This is a genomic window from Pseudomonas sp. SDO5215_S409, assembly GCF_054071325.1.
In genome coordinates this window covers 24,710-49,709 of record NZ_JBSVWN010000026.1, presented here as the reverse complement: position 1 = coordinate 49,709, position 25,000 = coordinate 24,710, and the positions used below count along the sequence as shown (strand labels likewise).

Annotated in this window: 22 protein-coding genes; 10 read left to right on the top strand and 12 right to left on the bottom strand. The window is 64.3% G+C overall.

Annotated features, from left to right (window positions below; translation table 11 throughout):
• Window positions 1–8: 8 nt before the first annotated feature.
• From ACW9H9_RS15215 to ACW9H9_RS15205, 3 genes are read right to left on the bottom strand one after another with little or no spacing between them, the layout of a single operon-like run.
• Complete coding sequence (locus ACW9H9_RS15215) at window positions 9–1,406, bottom strand: efflux transporter outer membrane subunit (RefSeq protein ID WP_457344017.1); 1,398 nt, start codon at window positions 1,404–1,406, stop codon at window positions 9–11.
• The gene (locus tag ACW9H9_RS15210; protein ID WP_457344018.1) at window positions 1,399–3,366 is read right to left on the bottom strand and encodes a MacB family efflux pump subunit; all 1,968 of its coding nucleotides are present in this window, start codon (window positions 3,364–3,366) and stop codon (window positions 1,399–1,401) included. Before ACW9H9_RS15210 ends, ACW9H9_RS15215 begins: the two co-directional genes overlap by 8 nt.
• A gap of 1 nt (window position 3,367) precedes the next feature.
• Window positions 3,368–4,540, bottom strand: a complete 1,173-nt coding sequence (locus ACW9H9_RS15205; protein ID WP_457344019.1) for an efflux RND transporter periplasmic adaptor subunit — start codon at window positions 4,538–4,540, stop codon at window positions 3,368–3,370.
• 269 nt (window positions 4,541–4,809) lie between these two features.
• Between ACW9H9_RS15205 and ACW9H9_RS15200 the strand changes: the two genes are divergently transcribed.
• From ACW9H9_RS15200 to ACW9H9_RS15185, 4 genes are all read left to right on the top strand, one after another.
• Window positions 4,810–5,292 (top strand): sigma-70 family RNA polymerase sigma factor, encoded by a 483-nt coding sequence (locus ACW9H9_RS15200; RefSeq protein WP_457344020.1) that lies wholly within the window; start codon window positions 4,810–4,812, stop codon window positions 5,290–5,292.
• A gap of 140 nt (window positions 5,293–5,432) precedes the next feature.
• On the top strand, window positions 5,433–6,770 hold the full coding sequence (locus ACW9H9_RS15195) for a lysine N(6)-hydroxylase/L-ornithine N(5)-oxygenase family protein (protein WP_457344021.1): 1,338 nt from the start codon (window positions 5,433–5,435) through the stop codon (window positions 6,768–6,770).
• Between the two features lie 101 nt (window positions 6,771–6,871).
• On the top strand, window positions 6,872–8,092 hold the full coding sequence (locus ACW9H9_RS15190) for a putative DNA modification/repair radical SAM protein (RefSeq protein WP_457344022.1): 1,221 nt from the start codon (window positions 6,872–6,874) through the stop codon (window positions 8,090–8,092).
• Window positions 8,089–8,946: a TIGR03915 family putative DNA repair protein gene (locus ACW9H9_RS15185; RefSeq protein ID WP_457344023.1), complete on the top strand. Its 858-nt coding sequence runs from the start codon at window positions 8,089–8,091 to the stop codon at window positions 8,944–8,946. The genes ACW9H9_RS15190 and ACW9H9_RS15185 overlap by 4 nt, the downstream gene beginning before the upstream one ends.
• Window positions 8,947–9,065: 119 nt before the next feature.
• Here the strand turns inward: ACW9H9_RS15185 and ACW9H9_RS15180 are convergent, their stop codons facing one another.
• The 5 genes from ACW9H9_RS15180 to ACW9H9_RS15160 all read right to left on the bottom strand — a co-directional run bounded on the left by ACW9H9_RS15180 (window position 9,066) and on the right by ACW9H9_RS15160 (window position 15,098).
• Window positions 9,066–10,085 carry a branched-chain amino acid aminotransferase gene (locus ACW9H9_RS15180; protein ID WP_457344024.1) on the bottom strand — a complete coding sequence of 340 codons (1,020 nt, stop codon included), beginning with the start codon at window positions 10,083–10,085 and terminating at the stop codon, window positions 9,066–9,068.
• 104 nt (window positions 10,086–10,189) lie between these two features.
• A complete protein-coding gene (gene lpdA, locus ACW9H9_RS15175) occupies window positions 10,190–11,569 on the bottom strand; it encodes a dihydrolipoyl dehydrogenase (RefSeq protein ID WP_457344025.1) in 1,380 nt (459 codons plus the stop codon).
• Window positions 11,570–11,572: 3 nt separating this feature from the next.
• On the bottom strand, window positions 11,573–12,802 hold the full coding sequence (locus tag ACW9H9_RS15170; RefSeq protein WP_457344026.1) for a dihydrolipoamide acetyltransferase family protein: 1,230 nt from the start codon (window positions 12,800–12,802) through the stop codon (window positions 11,573–11,575).
• Complete coding sequence (locus tag ACW9H9_RS15165; protein ID WP_457344027.1) at window positions 12,803–13,861, bottom strand: alpha-ketoacid dehydrogenase subunit beta; 1,059 nt, start codon at window positions 13,859–13,861, stop codon at window positions 12,803–12,805.
• A gap of 1 nt (window position 13,862) precedes the next feature.
• Window positions 13,863–15,098 carry a thiamine pyrophosphate-dependent enzyme gene (locus ACW9H9_RS15160; protein WP_457344028.1) on the bottom strand — a complete coding sequence of 412 codons (1,236 nt, stop codon included), beginning with the start codon at window positions 15,096–15,098 and terminating at the stop codon, window positions 13,863–13,865.
• Between the two features lie 194 nt (window positions 15,099–15,292).
• Here ACW9H9_RS15160 and bkdR point away from each other — a divergent pair, with 194 nt between their 5' ends.
• Complete coding sequence (gene bkdR, locus ACW9H9_RS15155) at window positions 15,293–15,781, top strand: Bkd operon transcriptional regulator BkdR (protein ID WP_457344029.1); 489 nt, start codon at window positions 15,293–15,295, stop codon at window positions 15,779–15,781.
• A gap of 33 nt (window positions 15,782–15,814) precedes the next feature.
• Here bkdR and ACW9H9_RS15150 read toward each other — a convergent pair whose 3' ends face one another.
• On the bottom strand, window positions 15,815–16,678 hold the full coding sequence (locus ACW9H9_RS15150) for an MBL fold metallo-hydrolase (RefSeq protein ID WP_457344030.1): 864 nt from the start codon (window positions 16,676–16,678) through the stop codon (window positions 15,815–15,817).
• A 95-nt stretch (window positions 16,679–16,773) separates the two neighbouring features.
• Between ACW9H9_RS15150 and ACW9H9_RS15145 the strand changes: the two genes are divergently transcribed.
• The 5 genes from ACW9H9_RS15145 (at window position 16,774) to ACW9H9_RS15125 (ending at window position 22,068) form a co-directional block, all read left to right on the top strand.
• A complete protein-coding gene (locus ACW9H9_RS15145) occupies window positions 16,774–17,109 on the top strand; it encodes an ArsR/SmtB family transcription factor (RefSeq protein ID WP_060756802.1) in 336 nt (111 codons plus the stop codon).
• A 51-nt stretch (window positions 17,110–17,160) separates the two neighbouring features.
• Entirely contained in the window at window positions 17,161–18,405 is a 1,245-nt protein-coding gene (locus ACW9H9_RS15140; RefSeq protein WP_457344031.1) for an FAD-dependent oxidoreductase, read from the top strand.
• On the top strand, window positions 18,406–19,212 hold the full coding sequence (locus ACW9H9_RS15135) for a sulfite exporter TauE/SafE family protein (protein WP_457344032.1): 807 nt from the start codon (window positions 18,406–18,408) through the stop codon (window positions 19,210–19,212).
• Window positions 19,213–19,282: 70 nt separating this feature from the next.
• Entirely contained in the window at window positions 19,283–20,929 is a 1,647-nt protein-coding gene (locus tag ACW9H9_RS15130) for an MFS transporter (protein ID WP_457344033.1), read from the top strand.
• On the top strand, window positions 20,926–22,068 hold the full coding sequence (locus ACW9H9_RS15125) for an HlyD family secretion protein (RefSeq protein ID WP_457344034.1): 1,143 nt from the start codon (window positions 20,926–20,928) through the stop codon (window positions 22,066–22,068). Before ACW9H9_RS15130 ends, ACW9H9_RS15125 begins: the two co-directional genes overlap by 4 nt.
• A gap of 53 nt (window positions 22,069–22,121) precedes the next feature.
• Here ACW9H9_RS15125 and ACW9H9_RS15120 read toward each other — a convergent pair whose 3' ends face one another.
• From ACW9H9_RS15120 to ACW9H9_RS15110, 3 genes are all read right to left on the bottom strand, one after another.
• Window positions 22,122–23,402: a TRAP transporter large permease gene (locus tag ACW9H9_RS15120; protein ID WP_457344035.1), complete on the bottom strand. Its 1,281-nt coding sequence runs from the start codon at window positions 23,400–23,402 to the stop codon at window positions 22,122–22,124.
• On the bottom strand, window positions 23,402–23,929 hold the full coding sequence (locus ACW9H9_RS15115; RefSeq protein WP_457344036.1) for a TRAP transporter small permease: 528 nt from the start codon (window positions 23,927–23,929) through the stop codon (window positions 23,402–23,404). The genes ACW9H9_RS15120 and ACW9H9_RS15115 overlap by 1 nt, the downstream gene beginning before the upstream one ends.
• Window positions 23,930–23,997: 68 nt before the next feature.
• Complete coding sequence (locus tag ACW9H9_RS15110) at window positions 23,998–24,969, bottom strand: TRAP transporter substrate-binding protein (protein WP_457344038.1); 972 nt, start codon at window positions 24,967–24,969, stop codon at window positions 23,998–24,000.
• Between the last annotated feature and the right edge of the window lie 31 nt (window positions 24,970–25,000).

Sequence of the window (25,000 nt, the reverse complement as noted above, 5' to 3'; positions counted from 1 at the left end):
TTTACCCGTCAGGGGGACGCCCACCCACCCCCCAACGCCTTGTACAACGCAATGCTCGCCTGCAACCGCTGCAGGCGCAGTTGCACCGTCATGTCTTGCGCCGCGTACAGCGTGCGCTGGGTGTCGAGCACGGTCAGCCAATCTTCGGCGCCGTCCTGGTAGCGGCGCTGGGCAATCTGGAAGGCGTTTTGCGCGGCTTGCAGTTCCTCAGCTTGCCAGTGGCGCTGTTGGTCCAGGCGTGTGATGGCGCTGAGGGCTTTTTCCACGTCGGCAAAGCCGTTGATGATCGCGGCTCTGTAGGTGTGCAGCAGTTCTTGCTGGCGGGCGCTGGCCTTGTCGCGTTCGGCGCTCAGGCGGCCGTTGTTGAAGACCGGGGCGATCAGCCCGGCGGTGAGGGTGTAAAACGGGCTGCGCAGCAGGTCGGCGGCCTGGTAGGCACCTGAACCCACCGTGGCCCCCAGGGTGACAGTGGGCAGCAGCGCGGCGCGGGCGACGGTGACGTCGGCGCTCGCGGCCGCCAGTTGTGCTTCGGCCCGGGCGATGTCCGGGCGCCGACGCAGCAGCTCGCTTGGCACGCCCGCGCCGAGGCTGGGCCAGCGCAGCGCCTGGAAGGGCTCGTCGCCCAGGTCGACGGCTTGCACCGGCTGGCCAAGCAGGGCGGCAAGGGTGATTTGCGCGTCTTCGGCCTGTTGCTGGATCAGCGGCAATTGCCGTTGCTGGCCGGCCACCAGGCTGCTTTGTTGGGCCAGTTCCAGCGCGGTGGCGGCGCCGGCGTCGTAGCGGGTCTGCACCACGCCCAGCACTTGGCGGGCATTGGCCAGGTTGCGTTCGGCGATGCGTTGGCGTTCACGTGCTGCCAGGGTTTGCGCGTAGCGGTCTGCGACGTTGCTGAGCACGGTGAGTTCCACCGTGGCTCGGTCGAACTCGCTGGCGCGCAGGGTGTGCAGGGCGCTGTCACGGGCGGCGGTGCGGGCGCCCCAGAAGTCCAGCTCGTAGCTGGCGGTGAAGTTGGCGCCGTAGCTGTTGACGGTGTGGTTGTCTGCGTTGGCATCGAGGTCGGCGTTACCGGCGCCGCGCAGCAGTTTTTCACGGCTGGCGCTGAGGTCCAATTGCACCTGGGGCAACAGCGGCGCGCCAGCGATCACGGCGCTGGCCTGGGCCTGGCGCACCCGTGCGGTGGCGGCGGCCACGTCGAAACTGTCGCGCCGCGCCTGTTCGATCAGGCGGTCGAGCTGTGGGCTTGCGAACTGCGTCCACCACTGTTGGTTGACGGCCTGGGCTGCGTCGCGCTCGGCGAATTGCCAGGCCGTGGGCACCACGAGCGGCGCGTCTGTACCGGCGGGCGTGCCGCTGCAGGCCGAGAGCAGCAGGCCTAGGAGCGGCAGGTAGAACGAAGGTTTATTCACGGGTCAACGCCTTGACTGGATCGAGCCGGGCCGCTTTGCGGGCGGGCATGAAGCCGAATACAACACCGGTGACCAGCGCGCAGCCAAAGGCGCCCAGCACCGCCGGCAGGGAAAACTGCACGGCCACCTTGGCCAGCACCAGCACGCCGCCCACCAGCAGGGCCAAGGCCACGCCGCACAGGCCGCCGACCACCGACAGCATCACCGCCTCGGTGAGAAACTGGCGCAGGATGTCGCGCTGGCGGGCGCCGGTGGCCATGCGGATACCGATCTCACGGGTGCGCTCGCGCACGGTCATCAACATGATGTTCATCACGCCGATGCCGCCCACCAGCAGCGAAATGGCGGCAATCGAGCCCAGCATCAGCGAAAGGGTGTTTTGGGTGCGGGCCTCGGCCTGGATCATCGCGGCGTTGTTGGTCAGCTCAAAATCGTGCTTGTCGTTGTGCAGGCGCAGCAGCAGGTCGTTGATCGCCACTTCGGCGTTGCGCACATCACGGGCATCGGCGGCGGCGATGACCACGTATTCGGGGTTGTAGCTGCCGAACAGGCGCACGCTGGCGGCGTTGTAGGGGATGGCGACGCGGTCGTCGCTGTCTTTGTCGCCGGAGCTGGAGCCTTTTTCGGCGAGCACGCCCACCACCTGGAACGGCACGTTTTCGATCAGGATGTATTGGCCGATGGGGTTCAGCCCGTCCTTGAACAGCTTGTCGCGCACGCGCTTGCCGATCACGGCCACGGTGGCGCCGTTGCGCTCGTCGGCTTCGGTGAAGTAACTGCCTTCGACCACTGGCCAGTTGAAAATCGCCGGGAAGTTGGTGTCGTTGCCGCCCACATACGCCAGGTGATCGACGTTGCCAAAGCGCACCCCCGCCTCGGCGCCGTTGACCGGCATGATGCGCTTGACCTGGGGCAGCGCGGCGATGGCGGCCACATCGTTCAGGGTGATGACGCCGCGCGGCGTTCGCGGGTTGGGCGCCGAGCCGCCCACGTAGAGGATGTTGGAGCCAAAGGCGCCCATCTGCGCCATGACCTGGCGCTTGCTGCCTTCGCCCACCGCCAGCATCACCACCACGGAGGCCACGCCGATGACAATGCCGAGCAACGTCAGGGCGGTGCGAAAGCGGTTGATCCACATCACCCGCCAGGCCGCGTGCACCGCGTCCAGCAGTTCGGCTTTCCAGGCGCCGTTGTGTTCGGCGCCGTCGACCAGGCGCTGGCGCAACTCCACCGCTTGCAGTGCACCGCCAGCGGCCACGGGTGGGGCGCTGCCCTGGGCGCTGTCGCTGATGATCTGGCCGTCGCGGATTTCGATGATGCGCTGGGCGCGGGCCGCCACTTCGCGGTCGTGGGTAATCAGGATGACCACGTGGCCCTGGCTGGCGAGCTCGTCGAGCAGGCTCATGACCTCGGCGCCGCTGTGGCTGTCAAGGGCGCCGGTGGGTTCGTCGGCCAGAATGATGTGGCCGCCGTTCATCAACGCCCGGGCGATGGATACCCGTTGCTGTTGCCCGCCCGACAATTGGTGCGGGCGGTTGCCGGTGCGCTCGGCCAACCCCAGGCGCGTGAGCAGGGCGCTGGCGCGGGCGTGGCGCTCGGCGGCGCTGATACCGGCGTAGATCGCCGGCATTTCGACGTTTTCCTGGGCCGAACCGGACGGGATCAAATGGTAGCCCTGAAACACAAACCCGAAGGCCTCGCGACGCAGCCAGGCGAGGGCGTCGCTGTCCAGGTGCGCGACGTTTTCCCCGGCGAACAGGTACTGGCCTTCGCTGGGGCGGTCCAGGCAGCCGAGGATATTCATCAACGTGGACTTGCCGGACCCGGACGCGCCGACAATCGCCACGAATTCCCCGGCGTGAATCGCCAGGTCCACGCCGCGCAGCACGTCTACCTGCGGGCTGTCGCCGCCGCCGTAGGATTTGCGGATGCCCTTGAGTTCGATCAACGGGGTGGTCACATCAACCCCCGTTGCCGCGGGCGGGGCCGATCAGCAGGTGTTCACCCTCGCTCAGGCCGTCCAGCACCTGCACGCGCAGGCGGTCGCTGATGCCCAGGCGGATCTCGCGTTGCTCGATGTCACCGTTTTTAGCCACCACCCGGGCGATTTGCCGCTCGGCATGGGCCGAACCTTGCAGGGCGGCGACCGGGGCGGTGAGGGCGTTCTTGACGCTGCTGGCGACAAAAAACACCTGGGCGGTCATGTCGGCCATCAGGGTGTTGTCGCTGTTGTCCACGTCCAGTAACACCGTGTAGAGCACCACCCGGCCGGTGCCGCTCTTGCTCGAACTGCTGGGGCTGCCGCTGCCTTGGGCGGTTTCATTCAACGGCTTGGGCGGCACCGGCAAGATCTGCCGCACGGTGCTCGTCCAGCGCCGTCCGGCACCGCTCAAGGTGGTGAAGTAGGCGTTCATGCCGGGTTTGACGTGGCCGATGTCGGCTTCCGAGACTTCGGCCCATACGGTCATGGGCGACAGTTTGGCGATGCGCAGGATCAGCGGGGTTTGCTGCTGGGCATTGAGGGTCTGGCCGACGCGTGCGTCCACCGCCACCACGGTGCCGCTCATGGGCGCGTAAATGCGCGTGTAGCCAAGCTCGGCTTCGTCGCTGCGCAGGCTGGCCCTGGCCTGGCCGATCTGCGCCACAAACATGTCGACCCGTGCCTGGGTGGCGCTGAGCTCGGCCCGGGCGGTTTGCACGTCTTCTTCACGGGTGGCGTTGCCGCTGGCCAGGCGCTGCTGGCGTTGGTATTTCTGCCGCGCCAGGGCGTGCAGGGCTTTTTGCTCTTGCAACTGGGCTTGCAGGTTTTCGATGGCGTAGCGGCTGGCGTCGAGCTTGGCCTGTTGCGTGGACGGGTCGATTTCGACCAGCAGTTGGCCTTCCTTGACCTGATCGCCAGCCTCCACATGGATCTTGCGGATCTGCCCGGAGGCTTGCGCGCCCACGTCTACGTAGCGCCGGGGTTGCAGGGTGCCTAGGGCGGTGACGCTGCTTTCGATGTCGCCACGGGTCACGGTGACGGTGGCCAGCTGGTCACGGCCCGACGGCAGGGCCTGCCAGGCGGCAACAGCGATGACGGGGATCAGGCACGCGACCACAAGCAGGGCGCGTCGGGCAGGGCGAGGGCGTTTCATGCTTGGGTTCCAGCCGGGAAAAATCGGACCGCAAGGAGCGGGAGGCTGTGAGGTAAACGAGGTCAATGCGTGGGAATTTAGCCCGAAAAATATGCAGTTACAGGTACAACAAGTAAAAAAAAGCGTTTTGACGTGAAGTCTTCTTTAAAAGTAGATGAGAATTACTATAAATTGCATCCGTGCAAACTGCCATCATGGTGGGCGGCACCGATCAACTGTCATTTTCTGCACGCAAGGGCCTGGGGCCGCCTCGCGGGCGGTGGGGAGTCATGTTGGAAAGCTACTATCGCGAGCTGGTGTGTTTTCTCAATGCCAAGCTGGGCAACCGTCAGGTGGCCGAAGATGTGGTGCATGACGCGTATGTGCGGGTGCTGGAGCGCTCCAGCGACACCCCCATCGACCAGCCGCGCGCGTTTCTGTACCGCACCGCGTTGAACCTGGTGATCGACGGCCATCGGCGCAATGCCGTGCGCCAGAGCGAACCGCTGGAAGTGCTGGACAGCGAGGAACGGTTTTCCACGGCCTCGCCCCACGCAAGCTTCGACCACGGTCAACAGGTGGACATGCTCGACCGCGCACTGGCCGAGCTGCCGGCGTTGTGCCGCGACAGTTTTCTTTTGCGCAAGCTCGATGGCCTGTCGCACGTGCAGATCGCCGAACGCCTGTGCATCTCCCGCGCCCTGGTAGAAAAACACATCGTCAACGCCATGAAGCACTGCCGCGTGCGGATGCGCGAGTGGGACGCGCACTGAGCCGGTGCGCCGAAACAGCCTGTGGCTAAATTTTTTTTCACTGTCCTCGTCTCCTATCAACACACGACCTGTTGAGCTGCCTTCAGGTCTCTGCGGTTTTTCCGCCCCACTGCCCCGGGGCTTATCCAGAGGACACTGGAATGACACAGGCAATTGCATCGCCCGCGGTTCACGACCTGATCGGTATTGGCTTCGGCCCTTCGAACCTGGCGCTGGCCATCGCCCTGCAGGAGCGCGAAAAGGCCCAGGGCAAACTCGACGTGCTGTTTCTCGACAAGCAGGCCGACTACCGCTGGCACGGCAATACCCTGGTCACCCAGAGCGAATTGCAGATCTCGTTCCTCAAAGACCTGGTGACCTTGCGCAACCCCACCAGCCCGTACTCGTTCGTCAATTACCTGAAGGCCCATGGCCGTCTGGTGGACTTCATCAACCTGGGCACTTTTTACCCGTGCCGCATGGAGTTCAACGACTACCTGCGCTGGGTCGCCGGGCAGTTCCAGGCGCAGAGCCGCTACGGTGAGGAAGTGCTGGCCATCGAGCCGATCCTGCACCAGCAGCAAGTTGAAGCGTTGCGGGTGATTTCCCGCGATACCCACGGCGAGCAGCACGTGCGCACCACTCGCTCGGTGGTGGTCAGCGCTGGCGGCACGCCGCGGGTTCCGGAGTCGTTCAAGGCGCTCAAGGACGATGCACGGGTGTTCCACCACTCCCAGTACCTGGCGCAAATGGCCAAGCAGCCGTGCGTGGACGGCAAGCCGATGCGCATCGCGATCATTGGCGGTGGCCAGAGCGCCGCCGAAGCCTTTATCGATTTGAATGACAGCTACCCGTCGGTGCAGGTCGACATGATCTTGCGCGGTTCGGCGCTCAAACCTGCCGATGACAGCCCGTTCGTCAACGAAGTGTTCTCGCCGGCGTTCACCGACCTGGTGTTCCAGCAGGCCGGCAGCGAGCGCGAGCGGCTGGTCAACGAGTACCAGAACACCAACTATTCGGTGGTGGACCTGGACCTGATCGAGCGCATCTATGGCATTTTCTATCGCCAGAAAGTCTCCGGCATCGCCCGCCATGCGTTCCGCACCATGACCACCGTGGAAAAAGCCGTGGCCGGGCCGCTGGGTGTCGAGTTGACGCTGCGCAACAACGCGACGGGCGAAAACACCCTGGGCCACTACGACGCCGTGGTACTGGCCACCGGCTATGAGCGCCAGGCCCACCGCCAATTGCTTGAGCCGCTGCGCACCTACATGGGCGAATTTGAGGTGAGCCGCGATTACCGCATCGTCACCGACGAGCGTTGCAAAGCCGGTATCTACATCCAGGGTTTCAGCCAGGCCAGCCATGGTTTGAGCGACACGCTGCTGTCGATATTGCCGATCCGCGCCGATGAAATCGCCGCCTCGCTCCACGACCACGACCGCCGCCGCGGCCAGGGCCGCTCCCTACACGACCTGCTACTGGCCACCGCCAGCTGAGCAAGCCTGGCTGGCGCCGCCCGCTGCAGGCTTGAGGTTTCAGGCTTGCAGCTTGCACCGGGCTCCTATACTGTACAAAAAAACAGTATTCGGTAGCTCCCATGCAGTTGATTGAAAAACTCAGCATTCTCGCCGACGCCGCCAAGTACGACGCGTCCTGCGCCAGCAGCGGCGCGCCCAAGCGCAGCTCCGAGGGCAAGGCGGGGCTGGGTTCTACCGACGGCATGGGGATCTGCCACAGTTACACCCCCGATGGGCGCTGCGTGTCGCTGCTCAAGGTGTTGCTCACCAACTTCTGTCTTTACGACTGCCAATACTGCGTCAACCGCCGCTCCAGCGACGTGCCCCGGGCGCGTTTCAGCCCGGAGGAGGTGGTGACCCTCACCCTGGATTTCTATCGGCGCAATTGCGTGAGCGGGCTGTTTCTGAGCTCCGGCATCATCCGCTCGGCTGACTACACCATGGAACAGCTGGTGCGGGTGGCCAAACTGCTGCGCGAAGCGCACGGCTTTCGCGGCTACATCCACCTCAAGACCATCCCCGAGGCCGACCCGGCGCTGATCGCCGAGGCGGGGCGGTATGCCGATCGCCTGAGCGTGAACATCGAGTTGCCCACCGACAAAAGCCTGCAAACCCTGGCCCCGGAAAAACAGATTGGCTCGATCAAGCAGGCGATGAACACCATCTACACGGGCGAGCAGACCGTCCGTAATGAGCCGCGCGCGCCCAGGTTTGCGCCAGCGGGGCAGAGCACGCAGATGATCGTCGGCGCGGATGACACCGACGACAGCACCATCCTTCATGGCGCCGAGGCGCTGTATGGCAACTTCAAATTGCGCAGGGTCTATTACTCGGCGTTCAGCCCCATCCCCAACAGCCCGAAGAGCGTACCGCTGGCCGCGCCGCCGTTGATGCGCGAACACCGCTTGTACCAGGCCGATTTTCTGCTGCGCAGCTACGGCTTCAGCGCCAATGAATTACTCAAGGGGCCGGGCCACCTGGACCTGGACATCGACCCCAAGCTGGCCTGGGCGCTGGCACACCGCGAGGTGTTCCCGCTGGACCTGAACCGCGCGGAGCCAACGCTGATCGCCCGCATTCCGGGGATCGGCCTGCGTACCACCCAGCGCCTGGTGGACCTGCGCCGTGAACGTCGCATCCGCTTTGAAGACGTGGCCCGCATGCGCTGCGTGCTGGGCAAGGCCAAGCCGTTTTTCATCACCAGCGATTACCACCCCCAGCAGGCCGAGAGCTCCAGCGTGTTGCTGCGCGAACAACTGCGCGATCGCCCGCAGCCCCAGCAAATGGGGTTGTGGGGATGATCAGCCTCGATTGCGACAACCTGTTCGGCACCTGGCGCGAGCAGGCGCGTTGGCTGCTCAGCCATCAGGTGGACCCGAGCCGGGTGAGCTGGGGCGTGGCGCAAGTGGCGGACCTGTTTGCGTCCGACGAGCAGTACCCGGCCGAGTGCGGGCCGTTTCAGGCGCGTATTCCCAAGGCCTTGCTCGAACTGCTGGAGCAAGCGGCCTGTTATCACGGCGAACAGCGCTGGAGCCTGTTGTACGAGGTGTTGTGGCGGGTGAGCCACGGCGACCGCACGGCGATGCTCGCCGGTGACAAGCTGGGCAGCGAATTGCAGCGGCGCATCAAACAGGTGAGCCGCGAGGCTCATCATTTGCACGCGTTCCTGCGGTTTATCGCCGTGCCAGCGCAGGCGGGTGTGCAACTGCCGGAGTATGTGGCCTGGCACGAACCGGCTCACGACATCCTCAAATCGGCCAGCCAGCATTTTGTGGGGCGCATGGGGCGCCACCGCTGGATGATCGCCACACCGCTGGATGGGGTGTATTACGACGGCGAAACGCTGACCCACCACCGACGCTGCCCCCTGGAGTGGCAACAACTGGCCCAGACCATCGAAGACCCGCACGGCGCCATGTGGCTGACCTACTACAGCCATATCTTCAACCCGGCGCGCTTGAACCCCAAAGTCATGCAAGGGCACCTGCCGAGCCGTTTCTGGAAAAACCTGCCGGAGGGCAAGTTGATCCCGGGGTTGATCAGCGAGGCCCGCACCGGCAAACAGCGCGACGGGCAGGCGAAGCAGATTGGAGCACGGGCTGGTAAAAAAATCGCAGGACCGGCGAGTGTCGGCGCGGGTGGGGCGGCGTCCTGAAGCACGGTTGCAAGGGGTGTAGCCGCTTCGCGACCTGGCGCAGGCCACGTCCGCTCATGAGGTCCTGAACGAGAAAACCCGCCGGATGGGCGGGTTTCTGGTGGTGGGTGGTGCAGGTCTTAGACCTTGACGATCCAACCCGCTGGCGCTTCCACGTCGCCGGTCTGTACCCCGGTCAGCTCTTTGTAGAGCTTCTGGGTCACTGGGCCGACGTCGGTGGTGCTGTGGAACACGTGCAGTTTGCCGTTGTACTCAATGCCGCCGATCGGCGAGATCACAGCGGCAGTGCCGCAGGCGCCGGCTTCCTTGAATTGGTCCAGTTGGTCGATGAGCACGTCGCCCTCGACCACTTTGAGGCCCAGGCGCGAGCCGGCCAGTTCCATCAGCGACAGGCGGGTTATGCCGGGCAGTACCGAGGCCGATTTTGGCGTGATGAACTGGTCGTCATGGGTGATGCCGAAGAAGTTGGCGGAACCCACTTCCTCGATTTTGGAGTGGGTGGCCGGGTCCAGATAGATGGCGTCGGCAAAACCAGCTTTTTTGGCTTCCGAGCCCGGCATCAGGCTGGCGGCGTAGTTGCCACCGACCTTGGCGGCACCGGTGCCGTTGGGCGCGGCGCGGTCGAAGCTGGAGATGGCGAAGTTGTGCGGCACCAGGCCGCCCTTGAAGTAGGCGCCGACCGGGATTGCGAACACCGAGAAGATGAACTCGGGCGCAGTGCGCACGCCGATGTTATGACCGGTGCCGATCACGAACGGGCGGAGGTACAGCGCGCCACCGCTGCCGTACGGCGGGATGAAGCGCTTGTTGGCGCGTACCACGGCCTTACAGGCTTCGATGAAGTCTTCGGTGGGTACGTGCGGCATCAGCAGGCGGGCGCAGCTGCGCTGCATGCGGGCTGCGTTCTGGTCCGGGCGGAACAGGTTGATCGAGCCGTCCTTGCAACGGTAGGCCTTGAGCCCCTCGAAGCACTGCTGGCCGTAGTGCAGCGCGGTGGAGCCTTCGCTGATGTGCAGCGTGTTGTCTTCGGTCAGGGTGCCTTCTTGCCAGGCGCCGTCTTTCCAGGTCTGGAGAAAACGTTTGTCGGTCTTGATGTAGTCAAAACCCAGCTTGTCCCAATTAATGCTTTCGTTACCCATGACACCCTCTATCTCTGGTCAACCGCCTGGTCGAAGGCAGGCTTGTCGGTTTTTTTCTGGATGGGCGCAACAATACTTCATTCCCCGGTGTGTCCGCACCCCCTTCAAAGGTGCAAGGCGTGCCCCAACGCCCGCAGCGCGGCTTCCTGCACGGCTTCGCCCAGGGTCGGGTGGGCGTGGATGGTGCCTGCCACGTCTTCCAGGCGCGCGCCCATTTCCAGGCTCAGGCCAAAGGCTGTGGACAATTCCGACACGCCCACCCCGACGGCTTGCCAGCCGAGAATCAGGTGATTGTCACGGCGCGCCACCACCCGTACGAAGCCGGTCTTGGATTCCAGGGTCATCGCCCGGCCATTGGCCGCGAACGGAAAGCTCGACACGAGGCAGTCCAGCCCCTCTGCCTTGGCCTGGTCCGGGGTTTTGCCGACCACCACCACTTCCGGGTCGGTGAAGCACACCGCCGGGATCGCGGCCGGGTTGAATTCGCGGTGTTTACCGCTGATCAGCTCGGCCACCATCTCGCCTTGGGCCATCGCCCGGTGCGCCAGCATGGGTTCGCCGCTCACGTCGCCGATGGCCCACACATTGCGCATGCTGGTCTGGCAGCGGTGGTCGATCTTGATCGCCGCACCGTTCATCTCAAGGTTCAGGGCCTCAAGATTCCAGCCTTGGGTGTTGGGTTTGCGGCCCACGGCCACCAGCACCTGGTCGGTGTCCAGTGACAGGGTGTCACCGCTGGGGTCCCGCACCTGCAGCGCGTTGCCTTCAAAGCCGGTGACGCTGTGCTTGAGGTACACCTTCACGCCCAATTGCTTGAGCGACTCGGCCACCGGCTGCGTCAATTCCGCGTCGTAGGCGGGCAGGATGCGTTCTTGCGCTTCCACCACGCTCACCTCGGCACCGAGCTTGCGATAGGCGATGCCCAGCTCCAGCCCAATGTACCCGCCGCCGACCACGATCAGCCGCTTGGGCACGTGCGTGGGCGCCAGGGCCTCGGTGGACGAGATGATCGGCCCGCCCACCGGCAGCATCGGCAGGTTGACGCTTTTGGAGCCCGTGGCCAGCAGCAGGTGCTCGCACTGGATACGCTGGCCGTCCACCTCGACGTGCTTGCCGTCGATGACCTTGGCCCAGCCGTGAATCACCTGCACCTTGTGTTTTTTCAGCAGCGCGGCGACGCCGCTGGTCAGGCGATCGACGATGCCGTCTTTCCAGGCCACGCTGGTGGGGATGTCCAGGCGAGGCGCCGCCACCTCGATGCCCAACGGCGAACCCTGGCTGTGGTGCAGCGTGTGCTGAAACTGTTCGGCCACATGAATCAGGGCCTTGGACGGGATGCAACCGATGTTCAGGCAGGTGCCGCCCAGGGCCTGGCCTTCTATCAGGATGGTCGGGATGCCCAGTTGCCCGGCGCGAATGGCGGCCACGTAACCGCCGGGGCCGCCGCCGATGATCAGCAGCGTGGTGTTCAGAATCTGACTCATGCCTTACTCCAGAAACAGGCTGGCGGGTTGTTCGAGCAGGCCGCGCACGGCCTGGATGAATTGCGCCGCGTCCATGCCGTCGACCACGCGGTGATCGAAGGAGCTGGAGAGGTTCATCATCTTGCGGACCACGATCTGGCCCTTGATCACCATGGGCCGCTCGACAATCCGGTTCACGCCCACAATCGCCACTTCCGGCAGGTTGAGCACCGGGGTGCTGACAATGCCGCCCAGCGCGCCGAGGCTGGTCAGGGTGATGCTCGAGCCCGACAACTCGTCGCGGCTGGCCTTGCCGTTGCGCGCGGCGGTGGCCAGGCGGCCGATTTCCTGCGCGGTGCTCCACAGGCTGCGGGCCTCGGCGTGGCGCACCACCGGCACCATCAGGCCCACGTCGCTTTGCGTGGCGACGCCCACGTGCACTGCGCCCAGGCGGGTGATCACCTGCGCTTCGTCGTCATAGCGGGCGTTGATCTGCGGGAAGTCCCGCAAGGCCACCACCATGGCCCGCACGATGAACGGTAGCAGGGTCAACTTGCCGCGGCTGGCGCCGTGTTTCTCGTTGAGGTGCACGCGCAGCTCGTCGAGGGCGGTCACGTCGATTTCTTCCACGTAGCTGAAATGCGCGGCGCGCCGGGTGGCGTCCTGCATGCGCTGGGCGATCTTGCGGCGCATGCCGATCACCGGGATCTGCGCTTCGTCGTGGCGTTCGGTGTACGGGTTGGCCGACACCTGGGCCTTCGCGCGGCCTTGTTGCAGGTACGCGTCAAGGTCTTCATGCAAAATTCGCCCGGCAGGGCCCGACCCCTGCACCAGGCGCAACTGAATACCGGCATCCAGCGCGTGCTTGCGCACGGCGGGGGAGGCCAGCGGGCGGACCGGCGCTTGAACGGCCACAGGCGTGCTTGGGGCAGCCACCGGCAGGGTTGGCACCGTGGGGGCGGGCGCGGCTTTCACCGGCGCCGCGACGGGCGCGTCCTTGGCATTGCCCGCGCCTTCCACCTCGATGCTGATCAAAATACTGCCCACCGCCATGACCTCACCCGGGTCGCCACCGAGGGCAATCACCTTGCCGTGCACCGGCGATGGAATGTCCACCATCGCCTTGTCGGTCATCACATCCGCCAGCACCTGGTCTTCAACCACCAGGTCGCCGACCTTTACGTGCCACACCGACAATTCGACTTCTGCGATGCCTTCGCCAATGTCCGGCATCTTGATAACGTGCGTGCCCATTCAGACCTCCATGACCCGTTTCAACGCCGCGCCCACTCGGGACGGGCCTGGGAAATACGCCCACTCTTGCGCGTGCGGGTAGGGGGTGTCCCAGCCGGTGACGCGTTCGATCGGCGCTTCCAGGTAGTGGAAGCAGTGTTCCTGCACCAGCGACACCAGCTCGGCGCCAAACCCGCAGGTGCGCGTGGCTTCGTGCACCACCACGCAGCGGCCGGTCTTTTTCACCGACTTGACGATGGTGTCCAGGTCCAGCGGCCACAGGCTGCGCAGGTCGATGACTTCGGCGTCGATGCCGGTTTCTTCGGCGGCCACTTGCGACACATACACGGTGGTGCCGTAGGTCAGCACGGTCACCGCCTCACCCGGGCGGGCGATGGCGGCCACGTCCAGGGGCACGGTGTAGTAGCCGTCCGGTACTTGCGCCTGGGGGTGTTTGGACCACGGGGTGACGGGCCGGTCGTGGTGGCCATCGAACGGGCCGTTATACAGGCGCTTGGGTTCCAGGAAGATCACCGGGTCATCGTTCTCGATGGAGGCAATCAGCAGGCCCTTGGCGTCATAGGGGTTGGACGGCATCACCGTGCGCAGGCCGCACACCTGGGTGAACACCGCCTCGATGCTCTGGCTGTGGGTCTGGCCGCCATAGATGCCGCCGCCGCAGGGCATGCGCATGGTCAACGGCGCGGTGAACTGGCCGGCCGAGCGGTAACGCAGGCGCGCCGCTTCCGAGATGATCTGGTCGGTGGCGGGGTACACGTAGTCGGCGAATTGAATCTCGGCCACCGGGCGCAGGCCATAGGCGCCCATGCCCACGGCCACGCCGATAATGCCGCTTTCGGAAATCGGCGCGTCAAACACCCGCGAGGTGCCGTACTTGTTTTGCAGGCCTTCGGTGCAACGGAACACGCCGCCGAAATAACCAACGTCCTGGCCGAACACCACCACGTCGTTGTCACGCTCGAGCATCACGTCCATGGCCGAACGCAGGGCCTGGATCATGGTCATCGTGGTGGTGGTCATGGCGGTGTCCAGCTCGATGCTGTTGTTGTGATCGTTCATGTCAGATCCCCAACTCCTGACGCTGGCGCTTCAAGTGCTCCGGCATCTCTTTGTAAACGTCTTCGAACATGGTGGCGGCGCTTGGAATCTGCCCACCGGCGAGGGTGCCGTACTGTTCGGCTTCTTTTTGTGCCGCGATCACATCGGCTTCAAGTTCAGCGCTGACGCGCGCGTGTTCCTCTTCAGACCAGTGGCCCTCGCGGATCAGGTGCTGCTTGAGACGCGCAATCGGGTCGCCCAGCGGGAAGTGGCTCCAGTCATCGGCGGGCCGGTACTTGGACGGGTCGTCAGAGGTGGAGTGCGGGCCCGCACGGTAAGTGACCCATTCGATCAGCGTGGGGCCCAGGTTACGGCGCGCTCGTTCGGCGGCCCAGGCCGAGGCGGCGTACACCGCGATAAAGTCATTGCCGTCGACGCGCAGGGAGGCGATGCCGCAGCCCACGCCGCGCCCGGCAAAGGTGGTGGCTTCACCACCGGCGATGGCCTGGAAGGTGGAAATCGCCCATTGGTTGTTCACCACGTTGAGAATCACCGGCGCGCGGTACACGTGGGCGAAGGTGAGGGCGGTGTGGAAGTCCGACTCAGCGGTGGCGCCGTCGCCGATCCAGGCCGAGGCGATCTTGGTGTCGCCCTTGATCGCCGAGGCCATGCCCCAGCCCACGCCCTGTACGAATTGGGTGGCGAGGTTGCCGGAAATAGTGAAGAACCCCGACTCTTTCACCGAGTACATGATCGGCAACTGGCGGCCCTTGAGCGGGTCGCGCTCGTTGGACAGCAGTTGGCAGATCAGGTCCACCAGCGGCACTTCGCGGGCCATCAGGATGCTTTGCTGGCGGTAGGTGGGGAAGCACATGTCGTCGATGTTCAAGGCCAGGGCCTGGGCGCTGCCGATGGCTTCCTCGCCCAGGCTCTGCACGTAGAACGACATTTTTTTCTGGCGCTGGGCCACCACCATGCGGTTGTCGAAAATGCGCGTCTTGAGCATGGCGCGCAGGCCGCTGCGCAGGACCTGCACCGGCACGCCTTCGGCCCAGGGGCCCAGAGCCTGGCCCTGGTCGTCGAGCACGCGGATCAGGCCACGGGCGAGGTCGGCGGTGTCGGCCGGTTCTACATCGATAGGGGGTTTGCGCACGGTGCCCGCGTCGGTGAGACGCAGGTACGTGAAGTCGGTTTTGCAGCCGGGCCGGCCCGAGGGTTCAGGGACGTGCAGGCGCAGGGGGTCGTACTGCTGGGTCATGGCTTCTACGCTCGATCTTGTGAATTTCTTGTAATGGGCGCGCTAGCTGACAGTCCGTCTTCGGGTAGAAGAATTCTTGTCCTACAACAATCATAGGCGGGGGCTTGAAGAATATTTTTCTGTGTTTGATTGCACTGAGGATCAATTGGGGATAAAAAAACTGCATAAACATAATAAACAGGTGATTTTGTCTCATGCGTAAACTGGACCGTATCGATATCGGCATTCTCAACGCCTTGCAGGAGAATGCCCGCATCACCAACGCCGACCTGGCCCGCTCGGTGAACCTGTCGCCCACGCCGTGTTTCAACCGGGTCAAGGCGATGGAAGAATTGGGTCTGATTCGTGACCAGGTGACGCTGCTGGACGCCGACCTGTTGGGGCTGCACGTGAACGTGTTCATTCACGTCAGCCTGGAAAAACAGAACGAACTGGCGCTGCAACAGTTTGAAGGCGCGATCGCCGACCGGCCGGAGGTGATGGAGTGCTACCTGATGGCCGGGGACCCGGACTACCTGATCCGCGTGCTGGTGCCGTCGATCCAGGCGCTGGAGCATTTCATGATGAGTTTTCTGACCAAGGTGCCGGGCGTTGCGAATATCCGCTCCAGCTTTGCGCTCAAGCAAGTGCGCTATAAAACGGCGCTACCCCTGCCAGCCAATGGCATCAGCCTGGGCCAATGACCCGCAGGTTCCCGACGTGCCGGGCGCCGGCCCTCAAAGCTGGTTGAGCGGGATCTTGAGGTACGTCACGCCGTTGTCTTCCGCGGCGGGCAGATTGCCCGCCCGCACATTCACCTGGATCGCCGGCAGCAACAAGGTCGGCATGCCCAGCCCTGCGTCGCGCTGGGTGCGCATCTGCACGAACGCGGCTTCATCGACCCCGTCATGCACATGAATGTTGCCCGCGCGCTGCTCGGCCACGGTGGTCATGCAGCGGGCCGCGCGGCCTTCGGGGGGGTAGTCGTGGCACACGTACAGCTGGGTTTGCGGCGCGAAGGCCAGCAGTTTGCGCATCGAGGCATACAACTGGCGCGCATCGCCGCCGGGGAAGTCGCAGCGGGCGGTGCCCACGTCGGGCATGAACAGCGTGTCGCCCACCAGAATCAACTGGCCTTCGATCACGTACGCCATGTCGGCGGGGGTGTGCCCGGGCACATGCAGCGCCTGGGCCGTCAGCTGGCCGATGTGAAAGACTTCGTCGGGCGCGAACAGGTGGTCGAACTGCGAGCCATCCACGCAAAACTCAGGCTCAAGATTGAACAGTTGCTTGAACACGCCCTGGACCTGGCGAATGGCCTGGCCGATCGCAATCTTGCCGCCCAAGTGCTTGCGCAAATAGGGCGCGGCGGACAGGTGATCGGCATGGGCGTGGGTTTCCAGCAGCCACTGCACCTTGAGGCGGTGCTCGCGCACGAAGGCGATCACGCGGTCGGCCCCGTCCGTGCGGGTGCGGCCTGCCGCCGGGTCGTAGTCGAGCACCGAGTCGACAATGGCACAGGCGCCGCCGTCGGTTTCGTAGATGACGTAGGTGTAGGTCGACGACGCGTCGTCCAGAAAGGCTTGAATCAACGCTGGCATGAGGACGGTCCCCGATCCTGAAAATAAGTGGTTACAATCACTTTACGTTTACACATAATGTTTTCAGCTTAAGTGACACAGAGAGCGCCAAGCAAATGGAATCTACCCTGAGTGAAGGCGAAGTCGCCCAACTGCGTGCCTCGGCCTCCAAGGCCTGCACCTTGCTCAAGGCCCTGGCCAACGAAGACCGGTTGTTGATCCTCTGTCAGTTGACCCAGGGCGAGCGTAACGTGGGCGAGCTGGAAACCATGACCGGCGTGCGCCAGCCCACCCTGTCGCAACAGTTGGGCATCCTGCGTGACGAAGGCCTGGTGGCCACCCGCCGTGAAGGCAAATACATTTTCTACGGCTTGGCCAGCCACGAAGTGATTCAAGTGATGAAGACGCTGTCCGGCCTGTACTGCGGCGCGGTGATGAAAAGCTGGGCGTGACGCTATCCGGCAGCGCCTCTTGTGTGCACTCACGATAAAAAGGCAAAGACCATGAATGACCAACACTGGGGACCGACCATCAGTGGCGACATCGTTGTCATCGGCGGCGGCTCGGCGGGTATCGGCCTGGCGGCCAGCCTGCTCAAGCGCGACCCCCACCTGAACATCACCCTCATCGAACCGTGCGACAAACACTACTACCAGCCCGCCTGGACCCTCGTGGGTGGCGGCGCGTATGACCTGGAAAAAACCGTGCGGCCCCTGGCCGACGTGCTGCCCAATGGCGTGACCTGGGTACAGGCGGCCGTCACCCAAGTGCAACCGGACGAACGCACCCTGGTGCTCGACAGCGGCCAACGCGTGACCTGGCAGCACCTGGTCGTGTGCCCCGGCCTGCGCCTGGCCTGGGAAAAAATCGAAGGCCTGGCCGACACCCTCGGCCAGCACGGCGTGACTTCCAACTACGCCTACCAGCACGCCGCCTACACCTGGCAACAGGTGCGCGAGCTCAAGGGCGGCACGGCGATCTTCACCCAGCCCGCCATGCCGATCAAATGCGCGGGTGCGCCGCAAAAGGCGATGTACCTGTCGTGCGACCACTGGCTGCGGCAGGGCGTGCTCAAGCACATCAATGTTGAATTCAACCTGGCCGGGGCCGTGCTGTTTGGCGTGCCGACGTTTGTGCCGCCGTTGATGCAGTACGTCAAGAAATACGCGGCGCAATTGGCGTTCAACTCCAACCTGGTGAAAGTCGACGGCCCGGCGCGCAAGGCCTGGTTCGAGGTCAAGGACGCCGACGGCAACGTCACCCTCCAGGAAAAAACCTTCGACCTGCTGCACGTAGTGCCGCCGCAAGTCCCGCCCGAGTTCATCCGCCAAAGCCCGCTGGCCGACGCCGCCGGTTGGTGCGAGGTCGACCCCCACAGCTTGCAGCATGCGCGCTACCCGCACATCTTCGGCCTGGGCGACGTGTGCTCTACCCCCAACGCCAAGACCGCCGCTGCGGTGCGCAAGCAAATCGTGGTGGTGGCGCAAAACCTGCTGGCCCTGCGCAAACAGGCGCCGATGCCGCTCAAGTACGACGGCTACGGTTCCTGCCCATTGACGGTCGAGAAGGGCAAAGTGGTGCTGGCCGAGTTCGGCTACGGCGGCAAGCTGTTGCCCACGTTCCCGCTGGACCCCACCCGGGCCCGGCGTTCGGCGTGGTTTCTCAAGGCCACGTTGCTGCCCTGGTTCTACTGGAACGGCATGCTCAAGGGCCGCGAATGGCTGACCCGTCTGTCCAAGGTGGATTAAATGCTGCTGGCCACTGTGTTGGGCGGGTTGATGGGGCTGGTCATGGGGCTGACCGGCGCCGGGGGCGGAATTCTTGGCGTGCCGGCGCTGGTGTTGGGGCTGGGGTTGACCATGACTCAGGCGGCGCCGGTGTCGCTGTTCGCGGTGGGCGCGGCGGCGGCTGTCGGGGCCATCGACGGTCTGCGCCACGGTTTGGTGCGCTATCGGGCGGCGTTGTTGATTGCATTGCTCGGCGCGCTGTTTTCGCCGGTGGGGGTGTACCTGGCCCATCAACTGCCCGAGATGCTGCTCATGGGCCTGTTCAGTGCGCTGATGGTGCTGGTGGCCTGGCGCATGCTGCGCCGGGAAAAAACCGAGGCCGGGCCCAGTGACCATGGCGCCGCCTCCTGGGGCCAGAAGAACTGCATGCTCGACCAGCACACCGGGCGCTTTTCCTGGACCGCCAAATGCTCCGCCACCCTGGCCGCCCTGGGCGCGGTGACCGGCGCAGTGTCCGGGTTGCTGGGCGTGGGCGGCGGCTTTTTGATTGTCCCGGCGTTCAAGCAACTGACCGACGTGCAGATGCGCGGCATTGTCGCCACCTCGTTAATGGTCATCAGCCTGATCTCGTTGATCGGTGTGGTGGGCGCGTTTCAGGCTGGGGTCACGATCATGCCCACCGGCTGGGTGTTCATTGGCGCAAGCATCGTCGGCATGCTGGCGGGGCGGCGCTTGTGTTCCGTGATCCCGGCGCGCACCTTGCAGGTCGGCTTTGCGGGACTGTGCGCGGTGGTGGCGGCAGGCATGCTGTTCAAGGCGCTGGCATAACGCCGTGATGGCAAGATGAACTCCTCTCAGGTTTACTGGTCCCTGAGTCAGGTTTCGCCAAGGTCACGGAATGGACAAGTACAGCCCCCACAACTGGCAACCCCACGAGCGCCCGAGCCTGCCCGGCTCGCCGTCCACGCCGCTGCACGCCACGCACAAGCGCTGGGCTTTTGCGCTGGTGGGCATTCTGGTTGCTATCACTGGTGGCTTGGGTAACGCGCTGGTCATCGCCAACCTGCCGTATCTGCAAGGCGCCCTCGGCGCCACCACCGCCGAAATGGCCTGGCTGCCCGCCGCGTATGTCATGACCAACGTGTGCATGAACCTGTTGCTGGTCAAGTTCCGCCAACAGTTCGGCCTGCGGGCGTTCACCGAAGTGTTCCTAGTGCTGTATGCGCTGGTCGCGTTCGGGCATCTGTTCGTCAACGAACTGAGCTCGGCCATCGCCGTGCGGGCGGCCCACGGCATGGTCGGCGCGGCGTTGAGTTCGCTGGGCCTGTATTACATGGTGCAGGCGTTCCCGGCCAAATGGCGCTTGAAAGCCTTGGTACTGGGCCTGGGCACTTCGCAACTGGCGCTGCCGCTGGCCCGGCTGTTTTCCGAAGACCTGCTGCAAATCGCCGAATGGCGCGGCCTGTACCTGTTTGAGTTGGGCATGGCGCTGATCTGCCTGGGCTGCGTGTTCCTGCTCAAGCTGCCGCCGGGCGACCGCTTCAAAACCTTTGAAAAACTCGACTTTCTGACCTTTGCCCTGCTGGCCAGCGGTGTGGCGCTGCTGTGTGCGGTGCTGTCCCTGGGGCGTATCGACTGGTGGCTGGAAGCCCCGTGGATCGGCGTGGCCTCGGCGGCCTCGATCGTGCTGATCCTGGCGGGCCTGGCCATCGAACATAACCGCAGCAACCCCATGCTCATGACCCGCTGGCTGGGCAGCGGGGCGATGATTCGCCTGGCGCTGGCGGTGATCCTGATTCGCCTGGTGCTGTCGGAGCAGTCCACCGGCGCGGTGGGTTTCTTGCAAGCGCTGAACATGAGCAGCGAGCAGATGCGCACCCTGTACCTGGTGATGCTCGCGGGCGCGGTGGCGGGCCTGGCCACCAGCGCGTTGACCATCAACCCGGCGCACCTGTTCATGCCGCTGATCATCTCCCTGGCGCTGATGGCGGTGGGGTCGGTGATGGACAGTTTTTCGAGCAACGTCACGCGGCCGCAGCAGATGTACCTGAGCCAGTTTTTGCTGGGCTTTGGCGGGACGTTTTTCCTGGGGCCCACCCTGGTGCTCGGCACACGCAACGTGCTGACCAACCCGCGTAACCTGGTGAGTTTTTCGGTGTTGTTCGGCATTTGCCAGAACCTGGGCGGCCTGATCGGCGCGGCATTGCTCGGCACGTTCCAGATCGTGCGGGAAAAACTGCATTCGAGCCTGATCGTCGAGCACCTGACCCTGCTCGACCCGCGCGTGGCCGCCCGGGTGCAAAGCGGTGGTTCGGCCTATGGCTCGCTGATCGCCGACCCGCAGCTGCGCCAACTGGCGGGCATTCGCAGCCTGGCCACGGCGGCCACCCGCGAAGCCAATGTGATGGCCTACAACGATGTCTTCATGCTGATCGCGATCATCGCGGTGCTCACCATGATCTGGATCTTCATTCGCAGCCTGTGGCTCATGAGCACCACCCAGGCCGCGCCCCCCGTCCAACCCAGCGGCGTATCTTCTCGATGACCACACCCACCACCACGACCAACGCCATTGCCTCCACCCCCGAAGGCGCCACGCCACCGGGCATGACGGCCACCGAACCGCGCTCTTTGCGGGTGCGCATCGTCTCGGCACTGGGGTTTGCCGCGATCGCCATCGTCGGCGTGCTGATCGTGCTGTACGCCTGGCAATTGCCGCCGTTCAGCAGCGCAGTGCAAACCACCGAAAACGCCCTGGTGCGCGGCCAAGTGACGATCATCGGGCCGCAACTGAGCGGCTACGTGTACGAGGTGCCGGTGCAGGACTTCCAGTTCGTCAAGGCCGGGGATCTGCTGGTGCGCCTGGACGACCGCATCTACCAGCAACGCCTCGACCAGGCGCTGGCGCAATTGGCCGTGCAAAAGGCTGCGTTGGCCAACGTGGTGCAGCAGCGCAACAGTGCCGAGGCCACCATCAAACTGCGTCAGGCCGCATTGGCCGACAGCCAGGCCCAGTCGCGCAAAAGCACCGCAGACCTGCGCCGCAACGAAGCGCTGATCCGCGATGGCTCGGTGTCCCAGCGCGAGCTGGACGTAACCCGCGCCGCCAACGCACAGACCGTCGCCGGGGTGGCGCAGGCCCAGGCCACGCTGGACATCGCCCGGCAAGACCTGCAAACAGTGATCGTCAACCGTGGCTCGCTCGAAGCGGCGGTGGCCAGTGCTGATGCGGCGGTGGAGCTGGCGCGTATCGACTTGTCCAACACCCGCGTGGTGGCCCCGCGTGACGGGCAACTGGGGCAGATCGGCGTGCGGCTGGGGGCCTATGTGAACAGCGGCGCGCAACTGATGGCGCTGGTGCCCCAGCAGTTGTGGGTGATTGCGAACATGAAAGAAACCCAGATGGAACACGTACAGGTGGGGCAGCCGGTGACGTTTACCGTGGATGCGCTGGGCCATCGCAGGTTTCACGGGACGGTGGAGCATATTTCTCCCGCGACGGGGTCGGAGTTCAGCTTGTTGCAGGCAGACAACGCGACCGGGAATTTCGTCAAGATTGCCCAGCGGGTGCCGGTGCGCATCAGTGTGGAACCCGGGCAGGTGCAGAGCGAACGGCTGAGGCCGGGGCTGTCGGTGGTGGTCAGTATCGATACCGCCGGGCGGCCGAAGAACTCGCCGCCGTGACAGGGGCGGGGGCCATTGCCGTGGGTACAGCAACGGCAATGGCCCCCCAGGCCTTAAAGCACCACGCCCGGCAACCACAGCGACAGCGCAGGGATGTACGTCACCGCCATCAGCACCAGAAACAGCACGCCGTAGAACGGCAGCAACGTGGTCACGGTTTTCTCGATACTGACCTTGCCCACCGCCGCGCCGACAAACAGCACGGCCCCCACCGGCGGGGTGATCAGCCCGATCCCCAGGTTCACCAGCATGATCATCCCGAAGTGCACCGGGTCTACCCCGATGCCCACGATCACCGGCAACAGAATCGGCGTGAGGATCAGGATCAGCGGCGCCATGTCCATCACCGCGCCCAGCAACAGCAGCATCAGGTTGATGCACATCAAGATCACGTAGCGGTTGTCTGACAGGGTCAGGAACGCCTTGGTGATTTTTGCCGGGATCTGCATCAGCGTCATGATGTAGCCAAAGCTGGCCGCGAAGGCGATCAGGATCATCACGATGGAAATGGTGCGCACGGTGCGGTGCATCAGCTTGGGCAGTTCACGCCATTTGTAGTCGCGGTAGATGAACATGGTCACGAAGAACGCCCACAACACCGCAATGGCCGCCGACTCGGTGGCGGTGAAGATACCCGACAGGATCCCGCCCAGGATGATCACCATGGCCATCAGGCCCCAGAGCGCGTCGGCGCAGATTTTCAGGGCTTGCTTGAGTGGGATCACTTCGCCTTTGGGGTAGCTGCGTTTTTTCGCGAAGATCAGGCACAGCACCATCAGGCAGGCGCTCATCAGCAGGCCCGGGACCACCCCGGCCATGAACAGCGACGCGATGGACACGGTGCCGCCCGCCGCCAGCGAGTAGAGCACCGAGTTGTGGCTGGGCGGGGTCAGCAGGGCTTGCACCGAGCCGCTGATGGTCACGGCGGTGGCGAACTCGCGGGGGTAGCCGCGGCGTTCCATTTCCGGGATCAGCACCGAGCCGACCGACGCGGTGTCGGCCACCGAGGAGCCGGAGATCGCGCCAAAAAACGTCGAGGCCATGATGTTCACCAGCGACAACCCGCCGCGAACGAAGCCCACCAGCACGCCTGCGAACGCCACCAGCCGACGCGACATGCCGCCCTCGGCCATGATCGCCCCGGCCAGGACAAAGAACGGAATCGCCATCAAGGAGAACTTGTTCACCCCACCGGCCACCTGGATCATCAGGGCCTGGAACGGAATGTCGATCCACCACGCGCCGATCAGCGCCGACAGCCCCAGCGCGTAGGCCACCGGCATGCCAATGAGGATCAGGGCCAGAAAACTGCCGATCAGTATCAGTGCGTCCATCAGGCAGCCCCTTCGTTTTCTTCAGCCAGGTCGAACCGCACGACCCGCCGATGGCTCTGGTCGCCGAACAGGAGTTTTTCCAGCACGAACACCAACGTCAGCAACCCGCCCAGCGGGATCGGCATGTAGGTGATGCCCACCCGCAAGGTGGGCATGGCGCTCATGAACTGGTTCCAGGTGGACACGCACAGCTTGGCGCCCCAGACCGTCATGAACAGGCAGATGGTGGCCATCAACAGTTGCGCCACGATGCCCACGACCTTGCGTTGGCCCTGTGGCAGGCGTTCGGTGACCATGGCCACCGACATGTGCGCCCCGGCGCGGTAGCTGGCGGCGGCGCCGACAAAGGTAAATACCAGCATCAGCAGGATGGCGGTGGGCTCCGGCCAGCTTGAGCCGGTGCCCAGCACGTAGCGGGCAAAAATGCCCCAGGGGATGATCAGCGCGACGCCGAGCACCGCAAGCCCCGCGATCCAGATGCAGGTCATGTAAAGGCGATCGTTGATGCGCAGCAATAGATTCTTCATGGCGTTCACCGTAACCGGGCGCGCACGGGCCTGCCGCGCCGGGCCTGTTCAGGGGAGGGCGGGCGGGTTTACTCGACGGCTTCGATACGCTTGATCAGGTCGGCATACGGCGCGCCGTATTTGTCGCGGATCGAGGCGGTGGCCTCATAGAAGGGCTTTTTATCGATGTCGATAAACTCAACGCCCGCGGCCTTGAGCTTGGCTTCGCTGCTGGCGGTCTTGGCGTCCCACAGTTCACGCTCATGGCGCTGCGCGGCCTTGGCGGTGTTCTTCACCAGGGCTTGTTGCTCGGGGGTGAGTTTTTGCCAGGTGATCTTGGACATCACGATGGGCTCGGGCAGGATCAGGTGCCCGGTGAGGCTGTAGAACTTGGCGTTCTGGTAGTGGTTGTGTTCGAGCAGGGTCGGCGGGTTGTTTTCCGCGCCGTCGATGACGCCGGTCTGCAGGGCGCTGAAGATCTCGCCGGTGTCCATGGCAATGCCGTTGCCGCCCATGGCGTTGATGGTTTCGATAAAGATCGGGTTGCCTTGCACGCGGATCTTCATGCCCTTGAGGTCGGCGATCTGGCGCACCGGTTTTTTCGTGTAGAGGTTGCGCGTGCCGCCGTCCATCCAGGCCAGGGCTACCAGGTTGAACTGCGAGTCGGTGATTTTTGCCAGGATCTCGTCACCGATTTCGCCGTCGATGATCTTGCGCATGTGCACCTGGTCGCGGAACACGAACGGCATGTTGAACACATTCACATCCGGCACCACCGGCCCGACGATACCCAGGCTTACCCGGGCCATCTGGATGGCGCCGACCTGGGCCTGTTCGACCACTTCTTTTTCCGAACCGAGCACGCCGCCCGGGAACAGCTTGAAGGTCAGGCTGCCGTTGCTTTCGGCCACCAGGGTCTTGCCCAGTTGTTCTTCGGCCACCACCGTGGGGTAGCCAGCGGGGTGGATGTCGGCGAACTTGATTTCCAGGGCCTGGGCCAGGTTGCCAAGGGAGAAGGTGAGGGGGAGTACGGCGGCGAGCAAGGTGCGTTTGAAGTCCATGGGGTGACACTCCTGTCTTGTTATTTTTTTA

What these genes read in the sequence shown, in the direction of transcription:
- ACW9H9_RS15190 (WP_457344022.1), top strand. Translation starts at nt 6,872, where the DNA reads ATGCAGTTGATTGAAAAACTCAGCATTCTCGCCGACGCCGCCAAGTAC.
- ACW9H9_RS15185 (WP_457344023.1), top strand. Translation starts at nt 8,089, where the DNA reads ATGATCAGCCTCGATTGCGACAACCTGTTCGGCACCTGGCGCGAGCAG.
- ACW9H9_RS15180 (WP_457344024.1), bottom strand. Translation starts at nt 10,085, where the DNA reads ATGGGTAACGAAAGCATTAATTGGGACAAGCTGGGTTTTGACTACATC.
- bkdR (WP_457344029.1), top strand. Translation starts at nt 15,293, where the DNA reads ATGCGTAAACTGGACCGTATCGATATCGGCATTCTCAACGCCTTGCAG.
- ACW9H9_RS15160 (WP_457344028.1), bottom strand. Translation starts at nt 15,098, where the DNA reads ATGACCCAGCAGTACGACCCCCTGCGCCTGCACGTCCCTGAACCCTCG.
- ACW9H9_RS15130 (WP_457344033.1), top strand. Translation starts at nt 19,283, where the DNA reads ATGGACAAGTACAGCCCCCACAACTGGCAACCCCACGAGCGCCCGAGC.
- lpdA (WP_457344025.1), bottom strand. Translation starts at nt 11,569, where the DNA reads ATGAGTCAGATTCTGAACACCACGCTGCTGATCATCGGCGGCGGCCCC.
- ACW9H9_RS15140 (WP_457344031.1), top strand. Translation starts at nt 17,161, where the DNA reads ATGAATGACCAACACTGGGGACCGACCATCAGTGGCGACATCGTTGTC.
- ACW9H9_RS15135 (WP_457344032.1), top strand. Translation starts at nt 18,406, where the DNA reads ATGCTGCTGGCCACTGTGTTGGGCGGGTTGATGGGGCTGGTCATGGGG.
- ACW9H9_RS15150 (WP_457344030.1), bottom strand. Translation starts at nt 16,678, where the DNA reads ATGCCAGCGTTGATTCAAGCCTTTCTGGACGACGCGTCGTCGACCTAC.
- ACW9H9_RS15125 (WP_457344034.1), top strand. Translation starts at nt 20,926, where the DNA reads ATGACCACACCCACCACCACGACCAACGCCATTGCCTCCACCCCCGAA.
- ACW9H9_RS15205 (WP_457344019.1), bottom strand. Translation starts at nt 4,540, where the DNA reads ATGAAACGCCCTCGCCCTGCCCGACGCGCCCTGCTTGTGGTCGCGTGC.
- ACW9H9_RS15165 (WP_457344027.1), bottom strand. Translation starts at nt 13,861, where the DNA reads ATGAACGATCACAACAACAGCATCGAGCTGGACACCGCCATGACCACC.
- ACW9H9_RS15170 (WP_457344026.1), bottom strand. Translation starts at nt 12,802, where the DNA reads ATGGGCACGCACGTTATCAAGATGCCGGACATTGGCGAAGGCATCGCA.
- ACW9H9_RS15115 (WP_457344036.1), bottom strand. Translation starts at nt 23,929, where the DNA reads ATGAAGAATCTATTGCTGCGCATCAACGATCGCCTTTACATGACCTGC.
- ACW9H9_RS15110 (WP_457344038.1), bottom strand. Translation starts at nt 24,969, where the DNA reads ATGGACTTCAAACGCACCTTGCTCGCCGCCGTACTCCCCCTCACCTTC.
- ACW9H9_RS15195 (WP_457344021.1), top strand. Translation starts at nt 5,433, where the DNA reads ATGACACAGGCAATTGCATCGCCCGCGGTTCACGACCTGATCGGTATT.
- ACW9H9_RS15145 (WP_060756802.1), top strand. Translation starts at nt 16,774, where the DNA reads ATGGAATCTACCCTGAGTGAAGGCGAAGTCGCCCAACTGCGTGCCTCG.
- ACW9H9_RS15200 (WP_457344020.1), top strand. Translation starts at nt 4,810, where the DNA reads ATGTTGGAAAGCTACTATCGCGAGCTGGTGTGTTTTCTCAATGCCAAG.
- ACW9H9_RS15120 (WP_457344035.1), bottom strand. Translation starts at nt 23,402, where the DNA reads ATGGACGCACTGATACTGATCGGCAGTTTTCTGGCCCTGATCCTCATT.